Raw genomic sequence first — 13,226 nt, 5'->3', positions numbered from 1 at the left:
TGGCCAGCTGAGCTCTATCCGGACTGATCCTTCGATCAATCCATAAATTCAAATTCAAATTCCATCAAGCGAACCGTGTCGCCGTTTTCAGCGCCGCGTTCGCGCAGTGCATCATCGATCCCCATGCCGCGCATTTGGCGGGCAAATCGGCGGATTGAATCTTCACGCGAGAAGTCGGTCATCTTGAACAAACGCTCAATTGCATAGCCTGAAAGAACAAACGAACCATCCGGATCGCGCGTAATTTCAAAGCCATCGCCTTGCGATTCGTGCTTGTACAATACAGAGCTTTCAGACTCGTCTGCCGCTTCGTCGATCAACGGGAATTCCGGAGTGACTTCTACAAGATCCGTCACGGCGAATAAAAGATTCGACAAGCCTTGGCGCGATAGTGCTGAAATCGGGAAGATTTGTGCATCTTCCGGCATTTTCTCGCGGAATTTCTTCAAATTCTCTTCCGAATCCGGCATATCCATCTTGTTCGCCACAATGACTTGCGGGCGTTCTGTCAGACGCATATTGTACTGCTTCAACTCTTCATTGATGGTCACGTAATCTTCATACGGATCACGGCCTTCCATCCCGGACATATCGATTACGTGGATGATAACGCGTACGTTCGATATGGCGTAGGAATTGATGCCCAAGGCCAACACCTTCATGCGCGCCTTCAATCAATCCTGGCAAATCGGCCATAACGAAACTGCGGTGGTCATCTGTTTCCACCATTCCAAGATTCGGTACGATCGTTGTAAAGTGGTATTCAGCGATTTTCGGTTTTGCAGCCGAAACGACTGACAATAAAGTAGATTTCCCGACACTCGGGAATCCGACTAAACCGGCATCCGCCAATACTTTCAATTCCAATACAACATTGCGCTCAAATCCAGGTTCGCCTTTTTCCGATAATTCCGGAGCCGGGTTCTGCGGCGTCGCAAAACGGGAATTTCCGCGTCCGCCGCGTCCACCGCGAGCAATTACAGCTGTCTGCCCATGTTCCACTAAATCGGCGATTGTTTCGCCTGTATCGGCATCTTTTACAACCGTGCCAGGCGGAACTTTGATGATCAAATCCGAAGCTTTCGCACCGTGTTTATTGGCACTCATGCCGTGTGTACCGCGGTCTGCCTTGAAAATCCGTTTGTAGCGGAAATCCATCAATGTGCGCAGGCCTTCTTCAACGATAAAGACAACATCCGCGCCTTTACCGCCGTCGCCGCCTGCAGGTCCCCCGTTCGGTACATATTTTTCGCGGCGGAATGCGACCATTCCATCTCCGCCGTCCCCACCTCTAACATAAACTTTTACGTGATCGACAAACATATTATCCCTCCATCTGTGCGCGTATGGCGATTTTCAAGCCATCCGGTCCGCACGCTTTCACTATCTCAAGCTCCGTTTCCGGAACCGCTATTTCTGTCCATTCACCAGTCAACCGAATCTCTGCAATAAAAAAAGAATCTTCGTTCGAAAACGTGATGAAGCATTCGTACTCCTCGTAAGGATCCGTCTGTTCCAGCGCCGCTCGGATAAGCGCTTCAATCGTTTTCGAATAGGTTTCATCCAAATGGACTGGTGCCTTTGCCGCCAGGCAGTTCAGATGAAAACGGATTTCCGGAAAGCGCCACTGCGCTAGCAAGAGCCACTCTTCCGTCTTTTCCATTTTCAATCCCGAGAGCCGGCTCATCTGCACAGCCGCTTCGCCATGCGAGCGAATAATCGCCTGGACCTCATCAAGGCGCCCAAGATCCAAATTCATTTTGATCAACTGCAATTCATTCAAGAAATCATGGCGCGCATGCCGAAGCGATTGTGCCACTGTCATTGGTGTTTTCATAAGTCACGTCCCGTTCGTCTTCTTTTTTCAGTATACCAATTTTTTCGATGGATTTCCCGGAAAAAGAAGCGGCGAAACCAATTTACAAAACGCCGCCATAGTTTTTCAAAATAAAAAGGGCTGCATGCGCAGCCCTTTTCGTTTTGTATTAAGCTTCTTGTGCTACTGGGTACACGCTCACTTTTTTCTTATCGCGTCCGTAACGTTCGAAACGTACGACTCCGTCGATTTTAGCAAAAAGAGTATCGTCTCCACCGCGTCCAACGTTTTCACCTGGATAAATTTTAGTACCGCGTTGACGGTATAAAATTGAACCACCAGTTACTTCTTGGCCGTCTGCACGTTTAGCGCCAAGGCGTTTAGATTCTGAGTCACGTCCGTTTCTCGTTGAACCTACACCTTTTTTAGATGCGAAAAACTGAAGATCTAATCTTAACATTCTGTCCCACCTCCTAAGCTGTGAAGGTTATTTTAATATATTCTTCATAGTCTTGTTCAATCGTTTTTAATGAAACAATCATGCTGCGAACAAGCAATTGAACCTGTCCATCTGTTTTCTCGTCGAGGCCATCCGGGAAACCGACTTTTAAATAGCCGCTTTCAGATTGCGTAATAGCCGGTTCGATTCCGGTAAGTTCCATGATGGCGTTCACCGCTCCAAAAGAAACAGCTGATGCTCCGGCACATACCAAATCTTGCCCGTGTCCTGCAAAGTCCGCATGACCTGACATTTCGAAAGAAGAAATGCGGCCTGACGCTTCTTTAATTTTTACGTTAATCATGTCTTACAGGTTGATCGCGTCGACAGTCAATTTCGTGTATGGCTGACGATGACCTTGTTTTTTACGGTAGTTCTTTTTCGCTTTGTATTTGAAAACAGTAATCTTTTTAGCGCGGCCGTTTTTAACAACAGTTGCCGATACAGTAGCTCCTTCAACAAAAGGAACACCCACTTTAGAATCGTCTCCACCTACAAATAGAACTTTATCAAATGTGATCACGTCACCAGCTTCACCGTTCAATTTCTCAACGTAGATTTCTTGGCCCGCTTCAACTTTGATTTGTTTACCACCAGTTTCAATAATTGCGTACATATCCTTGCACCTCCTCTTAGACTAAGACTCGCCTATTCAGGTGATCGGCATTGCTGCTGATTCTTATATAACCTGATTCGAGCGGTTGTAGCACAGGTGCGCTACAAACATAACATTAGAATAATAACACGGCAGCGCATGGCACGTCAATTGTTTTATTAAATAGTGCGCGTTGGGGTGCGAACTTTCTGCTGCGAGGTGTGAAAATCTTCGTTTGAGGTTCGGAAAAACCGTCCTGAGGTGCGAAACAATCGCAGCGAGGTGCGTTCAGCTCCATATCGACCCAAAATACGTCTCCAATAACTCCCGCCTCGGAACAATCCATCGTTTGCCGCGTTCATTTCCCAGCAGCGCAGAATTTTCCAACAACCGGTAAAGCAAATGCTTGTCTTCGACACCGAGCAGCCGATAAGCAAAATTCGTCGGCAGCTCCGCTCCGAATAAAACCGCATATTCCTGTAGCGTAACTTCATGTGCATCACGGAAATAGCCGCCGCAGCCATCACAATGCCATTTTCGATTTTTTCTTATCAAAGCAGAATTTCTGCATTTCGCACAGGTCACACCCAGACGCAATGAGTCGACATTAAGGCCATAGCGCTCCAATAAATTCTGCTGGAAACTTTTCTTAGGCAGAGCCCTTACTTTCGCCGACACCTTATTCTCATCAAGCAGCATTCTTCCACCAGCCAAACTTTCCAAGTAAAACGGCAAGTAATCCAGAGACACGGCCGGATAGTTCTTCGGCCCCTCTACCACTCTTCCTGAACGGCTCGCCAGTACAATGACGCCAGTGACAGGAATTCCCAAAAACCTTTCAGTCGCTTTCACTGCACGATGCAGTTGAGACTCTGGGCTTTTCATCCCTTCAGTACGCCCGTCCACTGTCCGATGGAATTGGAAATTTTCCGAGTCAAAGTAAAAATCGCCTTTCATGTTTTTAACTTCAAGAACGCAGACAAATTTCCGATTCACTACGAGAAGATCTACTTGAGCATAACCGTCTTTATGCGGAATCGACAAATCCGTCAGAATAATTGTCTGCCCCGGAAGAACCAACTCCCTTTTCAAAAGGGAGTTGGTCCGACTTTCTCCTCCTGCTCCAGCCAGCGAATTTTTTAATTCGCTGAAAATAGAAATCCAGGCAGGATGGTTTTTCGAAACTCTTTCCGCCAAAATCATTTGAGCCAACAACCGTTCGTTCACTTTACACCTCCCAATCCAAATAAAAACCCCCGTTTCCAAACTGTCTCTCCTCGTTAACAAGCAGAAACAATTCGGATGCGGGGGCATCGTCATCGTAAATTATTTAGAAAAAATGGCTTTGATTTTTGAGAACACGCCGCCGCTCTTCTGGTCCATCGTCATGAGTGGCACAGATTCGCCTAAAATACGGCGAGCGATGTTGCGGTAACCCATTGCTGCGCGGTTGTTCGGATCCATTACGACAGGTTCGCCGCGGTTTGAGCTCGAGATAACCGTTTCGTCATCAGCGACGATTCCGAGTAAATCGATCGACAGATGCGTCGTAATTTCATTGACATCCAACGCTTCGCCAGCTTTCATCAAATGCTGGCGGATGCGGTTGATGATCAATTTCGGCGGCTCGATGTTTTCTTCGAGCTCAAGGAGACCGATGATCCGGTCAGCATCGCGCACCGCTGAAATTTCAGGGGTCGTTACGACGATTGCTTTATCGGCACCCGCTACGGCATTTTTATAGCCTTGCTCGATGCCGGCCGGGCAATCGATAATGACAAAATCATAGTCTTCTTTCAGTTTCGTTACCAATTCTTTCATTTGCTCCGGATTGATTGCGTTCTTATCCGTTGTTTGAGCAGCTGGCAATAAATACAGCATGTCATCAAAACGCTTGTCTTTGACAAGCGCCTGGTGGACTTTGCAGCGGCCATCGAGAACGTCGACCAAATCGTAGATGATCCGGTTTTCGAGTCCCAAAATAACGTCTAAATTCCGCAAACCGATATCGGTATCGATTAAGCATACTTTTTTGCCTTGAAGAGCCAATGCAGTGCCGAGATTGGCGGTCGTCGTCGTTTTACCGACGCCTCCCTTACCTGACGTTATGACTATTGCTTCTCCCACATTAGCTTCCTCCTTTAAACGTTGAAATTTGCGGCCGTATAAATCGCAATTCCTGCAAGCGGTCGATGATGATATGGCCATTCGTATGTAAATAAGCACATTCCATTTCCGGCTGCTCGGAAAGCACCGTCAATTCATCGGTCATCGTTTCCAGCGCGTCATCGATTTTCAGATGCGTCGCTTCCAGCCATGAAGCCGCAATGACCGCTTCACGGTTGCCGTTTGCTCCGGCATGAGCCATTCCTTTTAGACGGCCGAGCACATATATATTGCCTCCAGCGACCACTTTCGCGTTCGGATTGACATCCCCGACCACGACTAGATCGCCTTCCGCTTTGACCACCTGGCCTGAACGCACAATGCCGACATAAGTTTCGGATTGGCGTTCCATGATCCGGCGGTTGCTTTCTTCGACAGTGATGACATCGCTTCTCACGCTCGACACCCGAAGATGCGAATTGCTTTGCGTGATCGCAATGACTTCTTTTGTCTGCGCTTCCGTGCAATACCGGTTCCCCAGATGAATCTGCACTTCCGCACTGCCATCAAGCGCAGGATCCGACACCTTTGCCTGCAGCTCCGTCAGCAGATCGGTGTAAGAACACTGGTCGTCGAGCTGCAGAACGAGCCCTTGTTTCGTCCCTTTGATATAGACAAGATTCCTCAAAAATGTGTCACCTGCGCTTTCATTAAAATAAGCCTTATTGGCCGTTGTAGCCGGATAATCCCGGACTGTTCTGGCGTTCGATAAAACGGGCCACGATCACCGATCTGAAAGCCCAGCCCAAGATGAATAAAAACAGCGAATTCGCAATCATCGTCGGAAGCAAGCGGGTCTCCAAAAAGGCTTTAACCGGCATCGAAGCAAGTCCGATCAACGAAAAGAATTGAAACAGGACAAATTCGAAAAGCGCCGTCAAGACCAAAGTCAAAACAGTCGTGATGAATAAATTCCGGTGGATCGATTTTACGGTGTAGCCGGCAATTACACAAACGGCCGGATACAAAAAAGAATATAAACCAATAATATCAATGAAAAAGACATCATACAAGAGTCCGAAAAATAATCCGTAGTACATTGCCCGTTTTGTATCGTAATAAACGGACACAAATATCAGAAACATGATCAAAAAGCGCGGACGATGTAATAATAATCGCCATTCATCTGCAGCGGTGAGAAAAGTCCGAAAACAGGTTCAAGGAAAAACAGGACCAGGCCGATAAGCGGGATCAGATAACGGATCATGATTCACCGTCTCCTGTCTCCCCATTATCTTCCCCGTCCACTTCCGGCGTCAGCCGATCAGCTATGACGACATGGTTCAGCAATGTGAAGTCTGCCGCCGGTTTGATGTAAGCAAGTTTTGTCAAACCGAATTCATCGATGGCCACTTCCGTAATTTCCCCAATTACGATGCCTTTCGGGAAAATCCCGCCAAGCCCACTGGAAACGACTTTTTGCCCTTCTTTGAGTTCGATTTCTGCATCAATCCGCTTCAAAAGCAATTCCCGGCGATCGGCGTCATAGCCTTCAATCAAGCCGAATACCGCTTTATCGCCCCCGAGCACCATCGCGGATACGCGGTAGTTCGGGTTTTGAGTGGAAATCAATTCAACCGTTGAAGACAATTTGGTCACTAACGTCACCTTGCCGATCAAACCTCGCGCTGTCATGACGGCCATATTCGGTTTCACGCCGCTCGTCTCGCCTTTATTGATGACGATTTTCTCTTCCCATTGATCCGGGTTCCGTGCAATGACGGTTGCCTGGATTGGATTATAATCCCGTAAATCCTCTTCTTTGCCGACCAGTTCTTTCAGTTCCGCGTTTTCAGAACGAAGATCCGTGACTTCCGCCTGGACCGTTGCAAATTCTTCCAGACGTGATTTCAGGTATTTGTTTTCTTCATATGTATTCAAAAGCGAATCCACGTTATCGAAAACTCCTGTGACAAAATGTGCGGGCCCTGAAAAGACCGATTGCCCAGCACCAACGGCATCTTTGATGATCTGCTCCGGCAATGACACATTATCCCGATCGCGCAAAGAAAAAGAAATCAATGCGACAAGCAGGATAACGCCCAACAGCAGCAAGATAAGCCGTTTATTCGAAAAAAACTGTGGCATTAGTGCAATCCTCCTTATTTATGCGATTGCTGGCGTCGGATCTGATCCATATTATCTAAAGCTTTACCAGTTCCAATTGCGACACAATCCAATGGATCATCTGCAATTATAACAGGCATCATTGTAACATCTGAAATAACTTTGTCCAGGTTTTTTAGAAGCGCTCCGCCTCCGGTCAAGACGATTCCGCGTTCCATGACATCCGCTGATAATTCAGGCGGTGTCGTTTCAAGCGTTTTCTTCACGCCGTCGATGATTGCGGCAATTGACTCTTTCAATGCTTCCGCAATTTCATCCGCTGAAATTTCAATTGTTTTTGGAAGGCCTGTCAAAAGATCGCGTCCGCGGATCTCCATTTTCAAATTCTTCTCAGCTTCTGTTGCTGCACGAGCTGAACCAATTTCCATTTTAACCGCTTCTGCTGTCCGTTCACCGATTGTTAAGTTATACGTTTTACGGATGTATTGCGTAATTGCCTGGTCCATTGAATCGCCGGCAACCCGAACCGATTCGCTAGTTACAATGCCGCCAAGTGAAATGACTGCAACTTCAGTAGTACCGCCACCAATATCGACGACCATACTGCCCGTAGGTTCCCATACCGGAAGATTTGCACCGATTGCAGCTGCAAAAGGCTCTTCGATTGTGAAAGCTTCCCGAGCTCCGGCTAAGGGGGATGCATCGATAATCGCACGGCGTTCGACTGAAGTGATGCCATAAGGCACACAAATCATGACGTTCGACTTTTTCCAAGTCCCGCCTGCCACTTTCATTGCTTCTTTCAAGTAATATTGAATCATTGCGGTGGTTGTATCATAGTCAGCGATAACGCCGTCTCTCATCGGACGGATCGCTACGATGGACCCAGGAGTCCGTCCGATCATATTGCGCGCATCGTTTCCGACAGCGACGATCTCACCTGTGCTTGTGTTTTTCGCGACAACTGAAGGTTCACGAAGAACAATCCCTTTATTTTTTACAAAAACTAACGTATTAGCAGTACCTAAGTCTATTCCTACATCTTTTGATCCGATTCCAAACAAGTCAAATCTTCCCTTCTTTATATGCCAAAAAGCCATAGTGTTTACACAATACCTTTCATTATAGCTGAAAAGTAAAGAAAACAACAGTGTTACATATAGCCCTTTTCATTCAAAGAAATGAATTGATGGTCACCGATGATGATATGATCCAATAGTTCGATTCCGACAATGCTGCCAGCCTCCATCAGGCGCTTTGTGACGGCGATATCTTCCGGTGAAGGTTGCACAGTGTTATCAAGAGTAAATTATTAAAACTCCATTATAATCAATACTTTCACTTTGAGAACATGTATTTAAAGTAAATAACAATTAAAGCCTGTATCTTAGTTATCACTTGAGATACAGGCTTTTTATTTATTCGTTCATATAATTAAACAGTTTGCCTAAGAAATCATCGCTAACGGTTAACTGATACTGTTTTTCAACGAGATTTCGAAGTTCCATAACGAGAAGCAAAGAGTTCTTATAGGCTTCATATAGTTCTAATTTATTTAATCGGGCAGTAGTCTTTTTAAACTTTTCATAGTTTTCAGGACTAATTTCTTTTTCAAGATTCTTTGTCATATTAAACCAATTATCGGCATTTTCTTCCGCAATTCGAATGAGTTGTAGTATATTTTTTTGTAATTGAGATAAAAGTTCCAGTGAACGTGCATTTTCCCCTCTTTTAAGAACATTAATCCCCATTAACCATAGGTTGGAAAAATTATTCAATAAAAAATTTACGTTTTCTTTTGTAAGTCTATTTGGCCCCGGACCTTCTAACTCTGATAAATACAATTCTAGTTGTCTTGTTTCATCATAAATAAACATTGCTTTTGTGTCAGGAATGTAGCCTGATTCTTTGAATGAAGGAATAATATTCATTTCGCTTTCGGAAAGGAAATGAAATTCACCACGTATTAGATTTTCAAAAATTACTACTTCCGTACCGTACTCATTTTGATAGAGTAAAGTGTAGGAAGCGACTTCATTTAGCCATTTTGCTGAATCAAAGGTGGAAATTGTATCATCTTTTAGAAAAACATAATATTCTATATCAGAGTATTGATCCCCCTCTCCTTTTGTAAAAGAGCCATACATCATACAAGCAGATATTCGTTCATCTGACTGGACAAGTTCCTTAACCCTTGTCATTAGTTCCTTTTGTTTTAACAATTCGATTCCTTCTTTCTTTATTTTGATTCAGGGAGAATAAAAAAACCCTCCCAAATAATGTTGGAAGGATTAGTCATGTAACTTTTTACGATACTCAAATAAAACTATTTAGCCTTTTTAGCTATTCAGTCTTACATTTATTTAGTATATGGCAAAATGGGCAGACTAATCCTAAGTTTTTAAAATGAAATATACTATTTCAATTGTTAAAAATTAGATTAGTTCTTCATTGTCCACCCATCTCTCCTTTCAATTAATAGTATATTAATTTTAACACTTCAAAAATCAAAGTACAAGTTGTTGTGAAAAAATACACTTAAACTATACTGCCTCGTTTAAGTGCATACTTTCACAATCTGTCTACAGATTAATAATTAAAACTACTCTTTATTATACAGATCTCCATATAATTTTTGAATTTGGTTCTGTAATTTTTTATTTTCTTTTTCTAATTCCATAACTCTTCTTTTTAAGGTTTTAATAAGGATTTCATCCGAACGAGAACTTTCCTTGGGTTTTGAGACTACATTTGATGCTATTTGACGCTCACGAAGGGATTCGATTCTTTGCCTAATATCGTGTTCCTTATAAAGCCATGATTTAGAAACATTAGCTTCCTTTGCTATTGAATTAAAATTAATAGCTTTACCTTCAATCGAAAATTTAGAAATCGCTTTGTCTACTTTTTCTCTTGTCTTTTGTGATTTCTGCTTCGCCAAACGTACAATTTCTGTTGTATTTCTAACTTGTTTATCCATTGATAATTACCCCGTCAAACTTCCAATGATTTGTTCTAAACGCTCTTTAACACGGCTATTAGTTTCTACTTGCCTTTGCCATTGTTTATCCTTAGCTATGGCTAACAACTCTTCTGTACGCTCTAACTGTTCTTCGTGCTGTGGTAAGAATTGCTTACTGGTACAGAAGTGAGTGCAATCTAAGCATGCATTCGCATGTGGACAACCACCTGCTATTACTGGCAATCTACAATAACCATTTGGAAGCACTTGTGCATTTATATTTTTCTTGAACCATTGAAGCTCTACATCATCGACTTCACTATCATCATCTAGATCGAGCACATCTCCATTATTGGTAACCAGTTTTTCCTGAAATTTAGTAAATTCATTTTTTAGAGTTTCATCAAAGATATGAGCGTATCTACTTGTCATTTCTGGGCTTTCATGCCCCAAAAATTTCTGTACAATATGCTGGGGCACCCCGTTGTTAATCATTCTTGTTCCTACTGTATGGCGAAAGGCATGGGCATGGAATCTATAAATCTCACCTGATTTATCCACTATATTTTGCTCATAAGCTAATTTATTTAACTCGCCTCTAAATGTTTCTTGTTTTAATGGCGATCCATCTTTTCTTGGAAAGAGGTATTCACTATCTGGAAATTCCTCTGAAACTTTATCTTCCCGAACTTTAATAAGTAAAGCTACCTCTTTAGATATTGGAACTATATGCTCCTTTTTCATTTTCCATTGATAATACTTTAAAAAGTAATCTCCATCTTTGTCCTCTAATAGACAGCCTTTTTTCAAGGTGCACAATTCACTTATCCTCATTCCACATTCTTGAACAATCATAGTCATCGTAGCTATATATTCGGGTAATTTATCAAGATGACTGTTCAATTGCTCTAGAACGAATTCGTCTATAAAGCGAGGTTTTGCTCTTGGTATTTTCGGATAGTCCTCGGGATAAATTAATATTTTGGAAGGAACATCATCCCATTCTAGCCTATGAAGGGTACTAAATAGTCCTTCCAATATAGAGATCCTCCCAGTTATTGTACTAGGTTTTATCCCCATCATGTTTAGTTCACTTAAATATGCTTCAATTTCCACTCTCGTTAATTGGTGTACTCTCTGAACGTGTTTAAACTTCATGTCCAGAAAATTAAAGAACTCTTTAAGTTTTTGGGCAATATCACTTACATAGGAAAAGCTATCCATGTTCAATCTTAACTTACAATATCTTTTTACAAGCTGTTTAAAATATGTATTCCGAAACCCTTTAAAGTTAATTGTATATTCATATTGTGTTGGGTTAACCTTATCATCTGGCAAAGGTAGGTTTCGTCTATCCCAAACGTCTTTATCCCACTCCTCTCCATCAAAATAAAAGTCCTCATAAAACTCCATAAATTGTTTTAGATTAGTAACATAGTAAGAATTAGCTTTTACAGGTGTTTTTTCTTGATTAGCAGTAATCTTATAATTAGTAGTAGTAATTCTAACACCCTGTTTTGTCAAATATGTTCTATACTCCGTCATTGCTTTTTCAATAGGAACTTCAGTAATTGAAGTAATGCTGGGATACTTTAAATCTAAAAAATCTAACATTTTATTAATTACTGTTCCTTTTCTAATCCAGACAGTTTTTGCATTCCATATTCCATTGTTTAAATGGTAAAAATAAAAATATTTCAATTCTGTTCTTAACCACAGATTTTTAACACGTTCAAAACGAACCCAACGATTTCTTAAAGCAGGATTCTTACTTAATTCTATGGCAGAAGGATGTGGACATTTTCTTATATCCCAACTATTATTAGCCCAAAACCCTTGCATTTCTTCATTCATTACAGCTATTTTTTTGCTGATCTCACTCTGACTGATAATTTTCCTTTTACTAGAAGCATTCATTTCTTATGCTCCTTTCTCTCAAGGTATTTATTAAACTCATTTTTCATATCCTGATCTGAAAGATGAACATAGGTATTTAACGTTGTCTGAACATGTGCGTGACCTAATCTCTTTTGAATGAACGCAACATCCCATCCTTCCCTAATTAGCTGCGTTGCGTGAGTGTGGCGAAGCATATGCGATGTAAATTCTATTCCAGTCCTTTTAACTATTCTTCTAACTAGATCAAGAACACTTTGGTACTTTAGTGGTTTCCCAAAATAGCCTTCTTTTAAGGAAATAAAAACATAATCATGCTCCAATTCCTCACTATACTCATATACCAAGTAATCTGTATAAAGTGACATCAGTTCTTTACTCACATGTATTGTTCTTTCCTTCCTTAATTTAATATAAGCTTCATTTACATTAACATCTCTAGGTGTTAAATGGATTTGATTGTCCCAAGTGGCAATATCTTCAAGCCTAAGCGATAACACTTCACCGATTCTTAAACCACCCTCATACATAAGCATTAAAATTAATTTATCTCTTTTCGTATGACAAGCATCAATAATTTGCTTAACTTCCTCTGATGTCAATGTTCTTATCTGTTTCTTTTTAACCCTTAACTTTAAGACATTCTTTTGGTATCTACCCTTATTAACGTGATGTAAAAATCCTTTGAAATTTCTTCCCTTTGCTTGTTTAAATACATCAATTGATTTAAATTCTCCTAATCTACTTAAATAATCAAGAAAACTCATAACGGCATTTAAAATTGTATTCACTGTCGTTTCTTCTCTTATGGCTTCTTTTGACTGAAGATCAATTACATTTGTTGCTGTTGGATATCTCAACCAACCTACGAAGTCTGCTAACAACTCAAAGTTAATATCATTAAGAATAACGCCTCTCTGTTCCATGAACTCATACAGCAACTTTAAATGATAGCAGTATGCTTTAATGGTATTTGGAGACTTACCAGTGTTATCTAAGTATTTAATAAATTTCATTACTGGTTCAATTAGCTGGTATTCTTTATCTAGTAATAAATACAATGGATACGGCTTATTCTCCACTTCTATCCTTTGAACCCTCACACGCTCCCCCCTCTTTAAACACTTTAAGTACTACAAATTATAAACCTTGTTAATTTTTATTTAAAGTAAAGTCTCCCTTTAACATCTCCTCCTAAACTACTTTAACTACTATTATTTATTAT

At 41.8% G+C, this 13,226-nt stretch carries 13 protein-coding genes, 3 pseudogenes and 1 other annotated feature; all 16 genes and pseudogenes read right to left on the bottom strand.

Features of this window, described 5'->3' with window-relative positions:
- Positions 1-35 precede the first annotated feature (35 nt).
- A pseudogene (obgE, locus tag L0M13_RS07745) lies at positions 36-1,323 on the bottom strand (GTPase ObgE).
- A 1-nt stretch (position 1,324) separates the two neighbouring features.
- Positions 1,325-1,837: a Spo0B domain-containing protein gene (locus L0M13_RS07740; protein ID WP_235198998.1), complete on the bottom strand. Its 513-nt coding sequence runs from the start codon at positions 1,835-1,837 to the stop codon at positions 1,325-1,327.
- 148 nt (positions 1,838-1,985) lie between these two features.
- Positions 1,986-2,276 carry a 50S ribosomal protein L27 gene (gene rpmA, locus L0M13_RS07735; RefSeq protein ID WP_008431505.1) on the bottom strand — a complete coding sequence of 97 codons (291 nt, stop codon included), beginning with the start codon at positions 2,274-2,276 and terminating at the stop codon, positions 1,986-1,988.
- A 13-nt stretch (positions 2,277-2,289) separates the two neighbouring features.
- The gene (locus L0M13_RS07730; protein WP_235198997.1) at positions 2,290-2,619 is read right to left on the bottom strand and encodes a ribosomal-processing cysteine protease Prp; all 330 of its coding nucleotides are present in this window, start codon (positions 2,617-2,619) and stop codon (positions 2,290-2,292) included.
- 3 nt (positions 2,620-2,622) lie between these two features.
- Positions 2,623-2,931 carry a 50S ribosomal protein L21 gene (gene rplU / locus L0M13_RS07725; protein WP_235198996.1) on the bottom strand — a complete coding sequence of 103 codons (309 nt, stop codon included), beginning with the start codon at positions 2,929-2,931 and terminating at the stop codon, positions 2,623-2,625.
- A gap of 14 nt (positions 2,932-2,945) precedes the next feature.
- Positions 2,946-3,028, bottom strand: a sequence feature (ribosomal protein L21 leader region).
- Positions 3,029-3,198: 170 nt separating this feature from the next.
- Positions 3,199-4,137, bottom strand: coding sequence for a nuclease-related domain-containing protein (locus L0M13_RS07720; protein WP_235198995.1), 939 nt, complete (start codon positions 4,135-4,137; stop codon positions 3,199-3,201).
- Positions 4,138-4,236: 99 nt separating this feature from the next.
- Positions 4,237-5,037 (bottom strand): septum site-determining protein MinD, encoded by an 801-nt coding sequence (minD, locus tag L0M13_RS07715; RefSeq protein WP_235198994.1) that lies wholly within the window; start codon positions 5,035-5,037, stop codon positions 4,237-4,239.
- Position 5,038: 1 nt separating this feature from the next.
- On the bottom strand, positions 5,039-5,704 hold the full coding sequence (gene minC / locus L0M13_RS07710) for a septum site-determining protein MinC (protein ID WP_235198993.1): 666 nt from the start codon (positions 5,702-5,704) through the stop codon (positions 5,039-5,041).
- A gap of 34 nt (positions 5,705-5,738) precedes the next feature.
- Positions 5,739-6,283, bottom strand: a pseudogene (gene mreD, locus L0M13_RS07705) (rod shape-determining protein MreD).
- The gene (mreC, locus tag L0M13_RS07700; protein ID WP_235198992.1) at positions 6,280-7,164 is read right to left on the bottom strand and encodes a rod shape-determining protein MreC; all 885 of its coding nucleotides are present in this window, start codon (positions 7,162-7,164) and stop codon (positions 6,280-6,282) included. Before mreC ends, mreD begins: the two are co-directional and overlap by 4 nt.
- Before the next feature lie 14 nt (positions 7,165-7,178).
- Positions 7,179-8,207 (bottom strand): rod shape-determining protein, encoded by a 1,029-nt coding sequence (locus L0M13_RS07695; RefSeq protein WP_311195639.1) that lies wholly within the window; start codon positions 8,205-8,207, stop codon positions 7,179-7,181.
- An 89-nt stretch (positions 8,208-8,296) separates the two neighbouring features.
- Positions 8,297-8,428 (bottom strand): annotated as a pseudogene (locus L0M13_RS07690) (JAB domain-containing protein); the annotation flags it as partial.
- Between the two features lie 133 nt (positions 8,429-8,561).
- Positions 8,562-9,365, bottom strand: a complete 804-nt coding sequence (gene lnu(G) / locus L0M13_RS07685; protein ID WP_025481929.1) for a lincosamide nucleotidyltransferase Lnu(G) — start codon at positions 9,363-9,365, stop codon at positions 8,562-8,564.
- Positions 9,366-9,745: 380 nt separating this feature from the next.
- The gene (locus L0M13_RS07680; RefSeq protein WP_016631286.1) at positions 9,746-10,123 is read right to left on the bottom strand and encodes a DUF6262 family protein; all 378 of its coding nucleotides are present in this window, start codon (positions 10,121-10,123) and stop codon (positions 9,746-9,748) included.
- Positions 10,124-10,129: 6 nt separating this feature from the next.
- Positions 10,130-12,022 (bottom strand): site-specific integrase, encoded by a 1,893-nt coding sequence (locus L0M13_RS07675; protein ID WP_016631285.1) that lies wholly within the window; start codon positions 12,020-12,022, stop codon positions 10,130-10,132.
- On the bottom strand, positions 12,019-13,104 hold the full coding sequence (locus L0M13_RS07670) for a phage lytic cycle repressor MrpR family protein (protein ID WP_002333499.1): 1,086 nt from the start codon (positions 13,102-13,104) through the stop codon (positions 12,019-12,021). Before L0M13_RS07670 ends, L0M13_RS07675 begins: the two co-directional genes overlap by 4 nt.
- Positions 13,105-13,226 lie beyond the last annotated feature (122 nt).

The organism is Planococcus sp. 107-1 (assembly GCF_021513255.1).
Taxonomy (GTDB): Bacteria; Bacillota; Bacilli; order Bacillales_A; family Planococcaceae; genus Planococcus.
This window is presented reverse-complemented; position numbering and strand designations above follow the sequence as displayed.

Bases quoted from the DNA above. Each gene is read 5' to 3' on its own strand.
- L0M13_RS07740 (WP_235198998.1), bottom strand. From the start codon at position 1,837: ATGAAAACACCAATGACAGTGGCACAATCGCTTCGGCATGCGCGCCAT.
- rpmA (WP_008431505.1), bottom strand. From the start codon at position 2,276: ATGTTAAGATTAGATCTTCAGTTTTTCGCATCTAAAAAAGGTGTAGGT.
- L0M13_RS07730 (WP_235198997.1), bottom strand. From the start codon at position 2,619: ATGATTAACGTAAAAATTAAAGAAGCGTCAGGCCGCATTTCTTCTTTC.
- rplU (WP_235198996.1), bottom strand. From the start codon at position 2,931: ATGTACGCAATTATTGAAACTGGTGGTAAACAAATCAAAGTTGAAGCG.
- mreC (WP_235198992.1), bottom strand. From the start codon at position 7,164: ATGCCACAGTTTTTTTCGAATAAACGGCTTATCTTGCTGCTGTTGGGC.
- L0M13_RS07680 (WP_016631286.1), bottom strand. From the start codon at position 10,123: ATGGATAAACAAGTTAGAAATACAACAGAAATTGTACGTTTGGCGAAG.
- L0M13_RS07675 (WP_016631285.1), bottom strand. From the start codon at position 12,022: ATGAATGCTTCTAGTAAAAGGAAAATTATCAGTCAGAGTGAGATCAGC.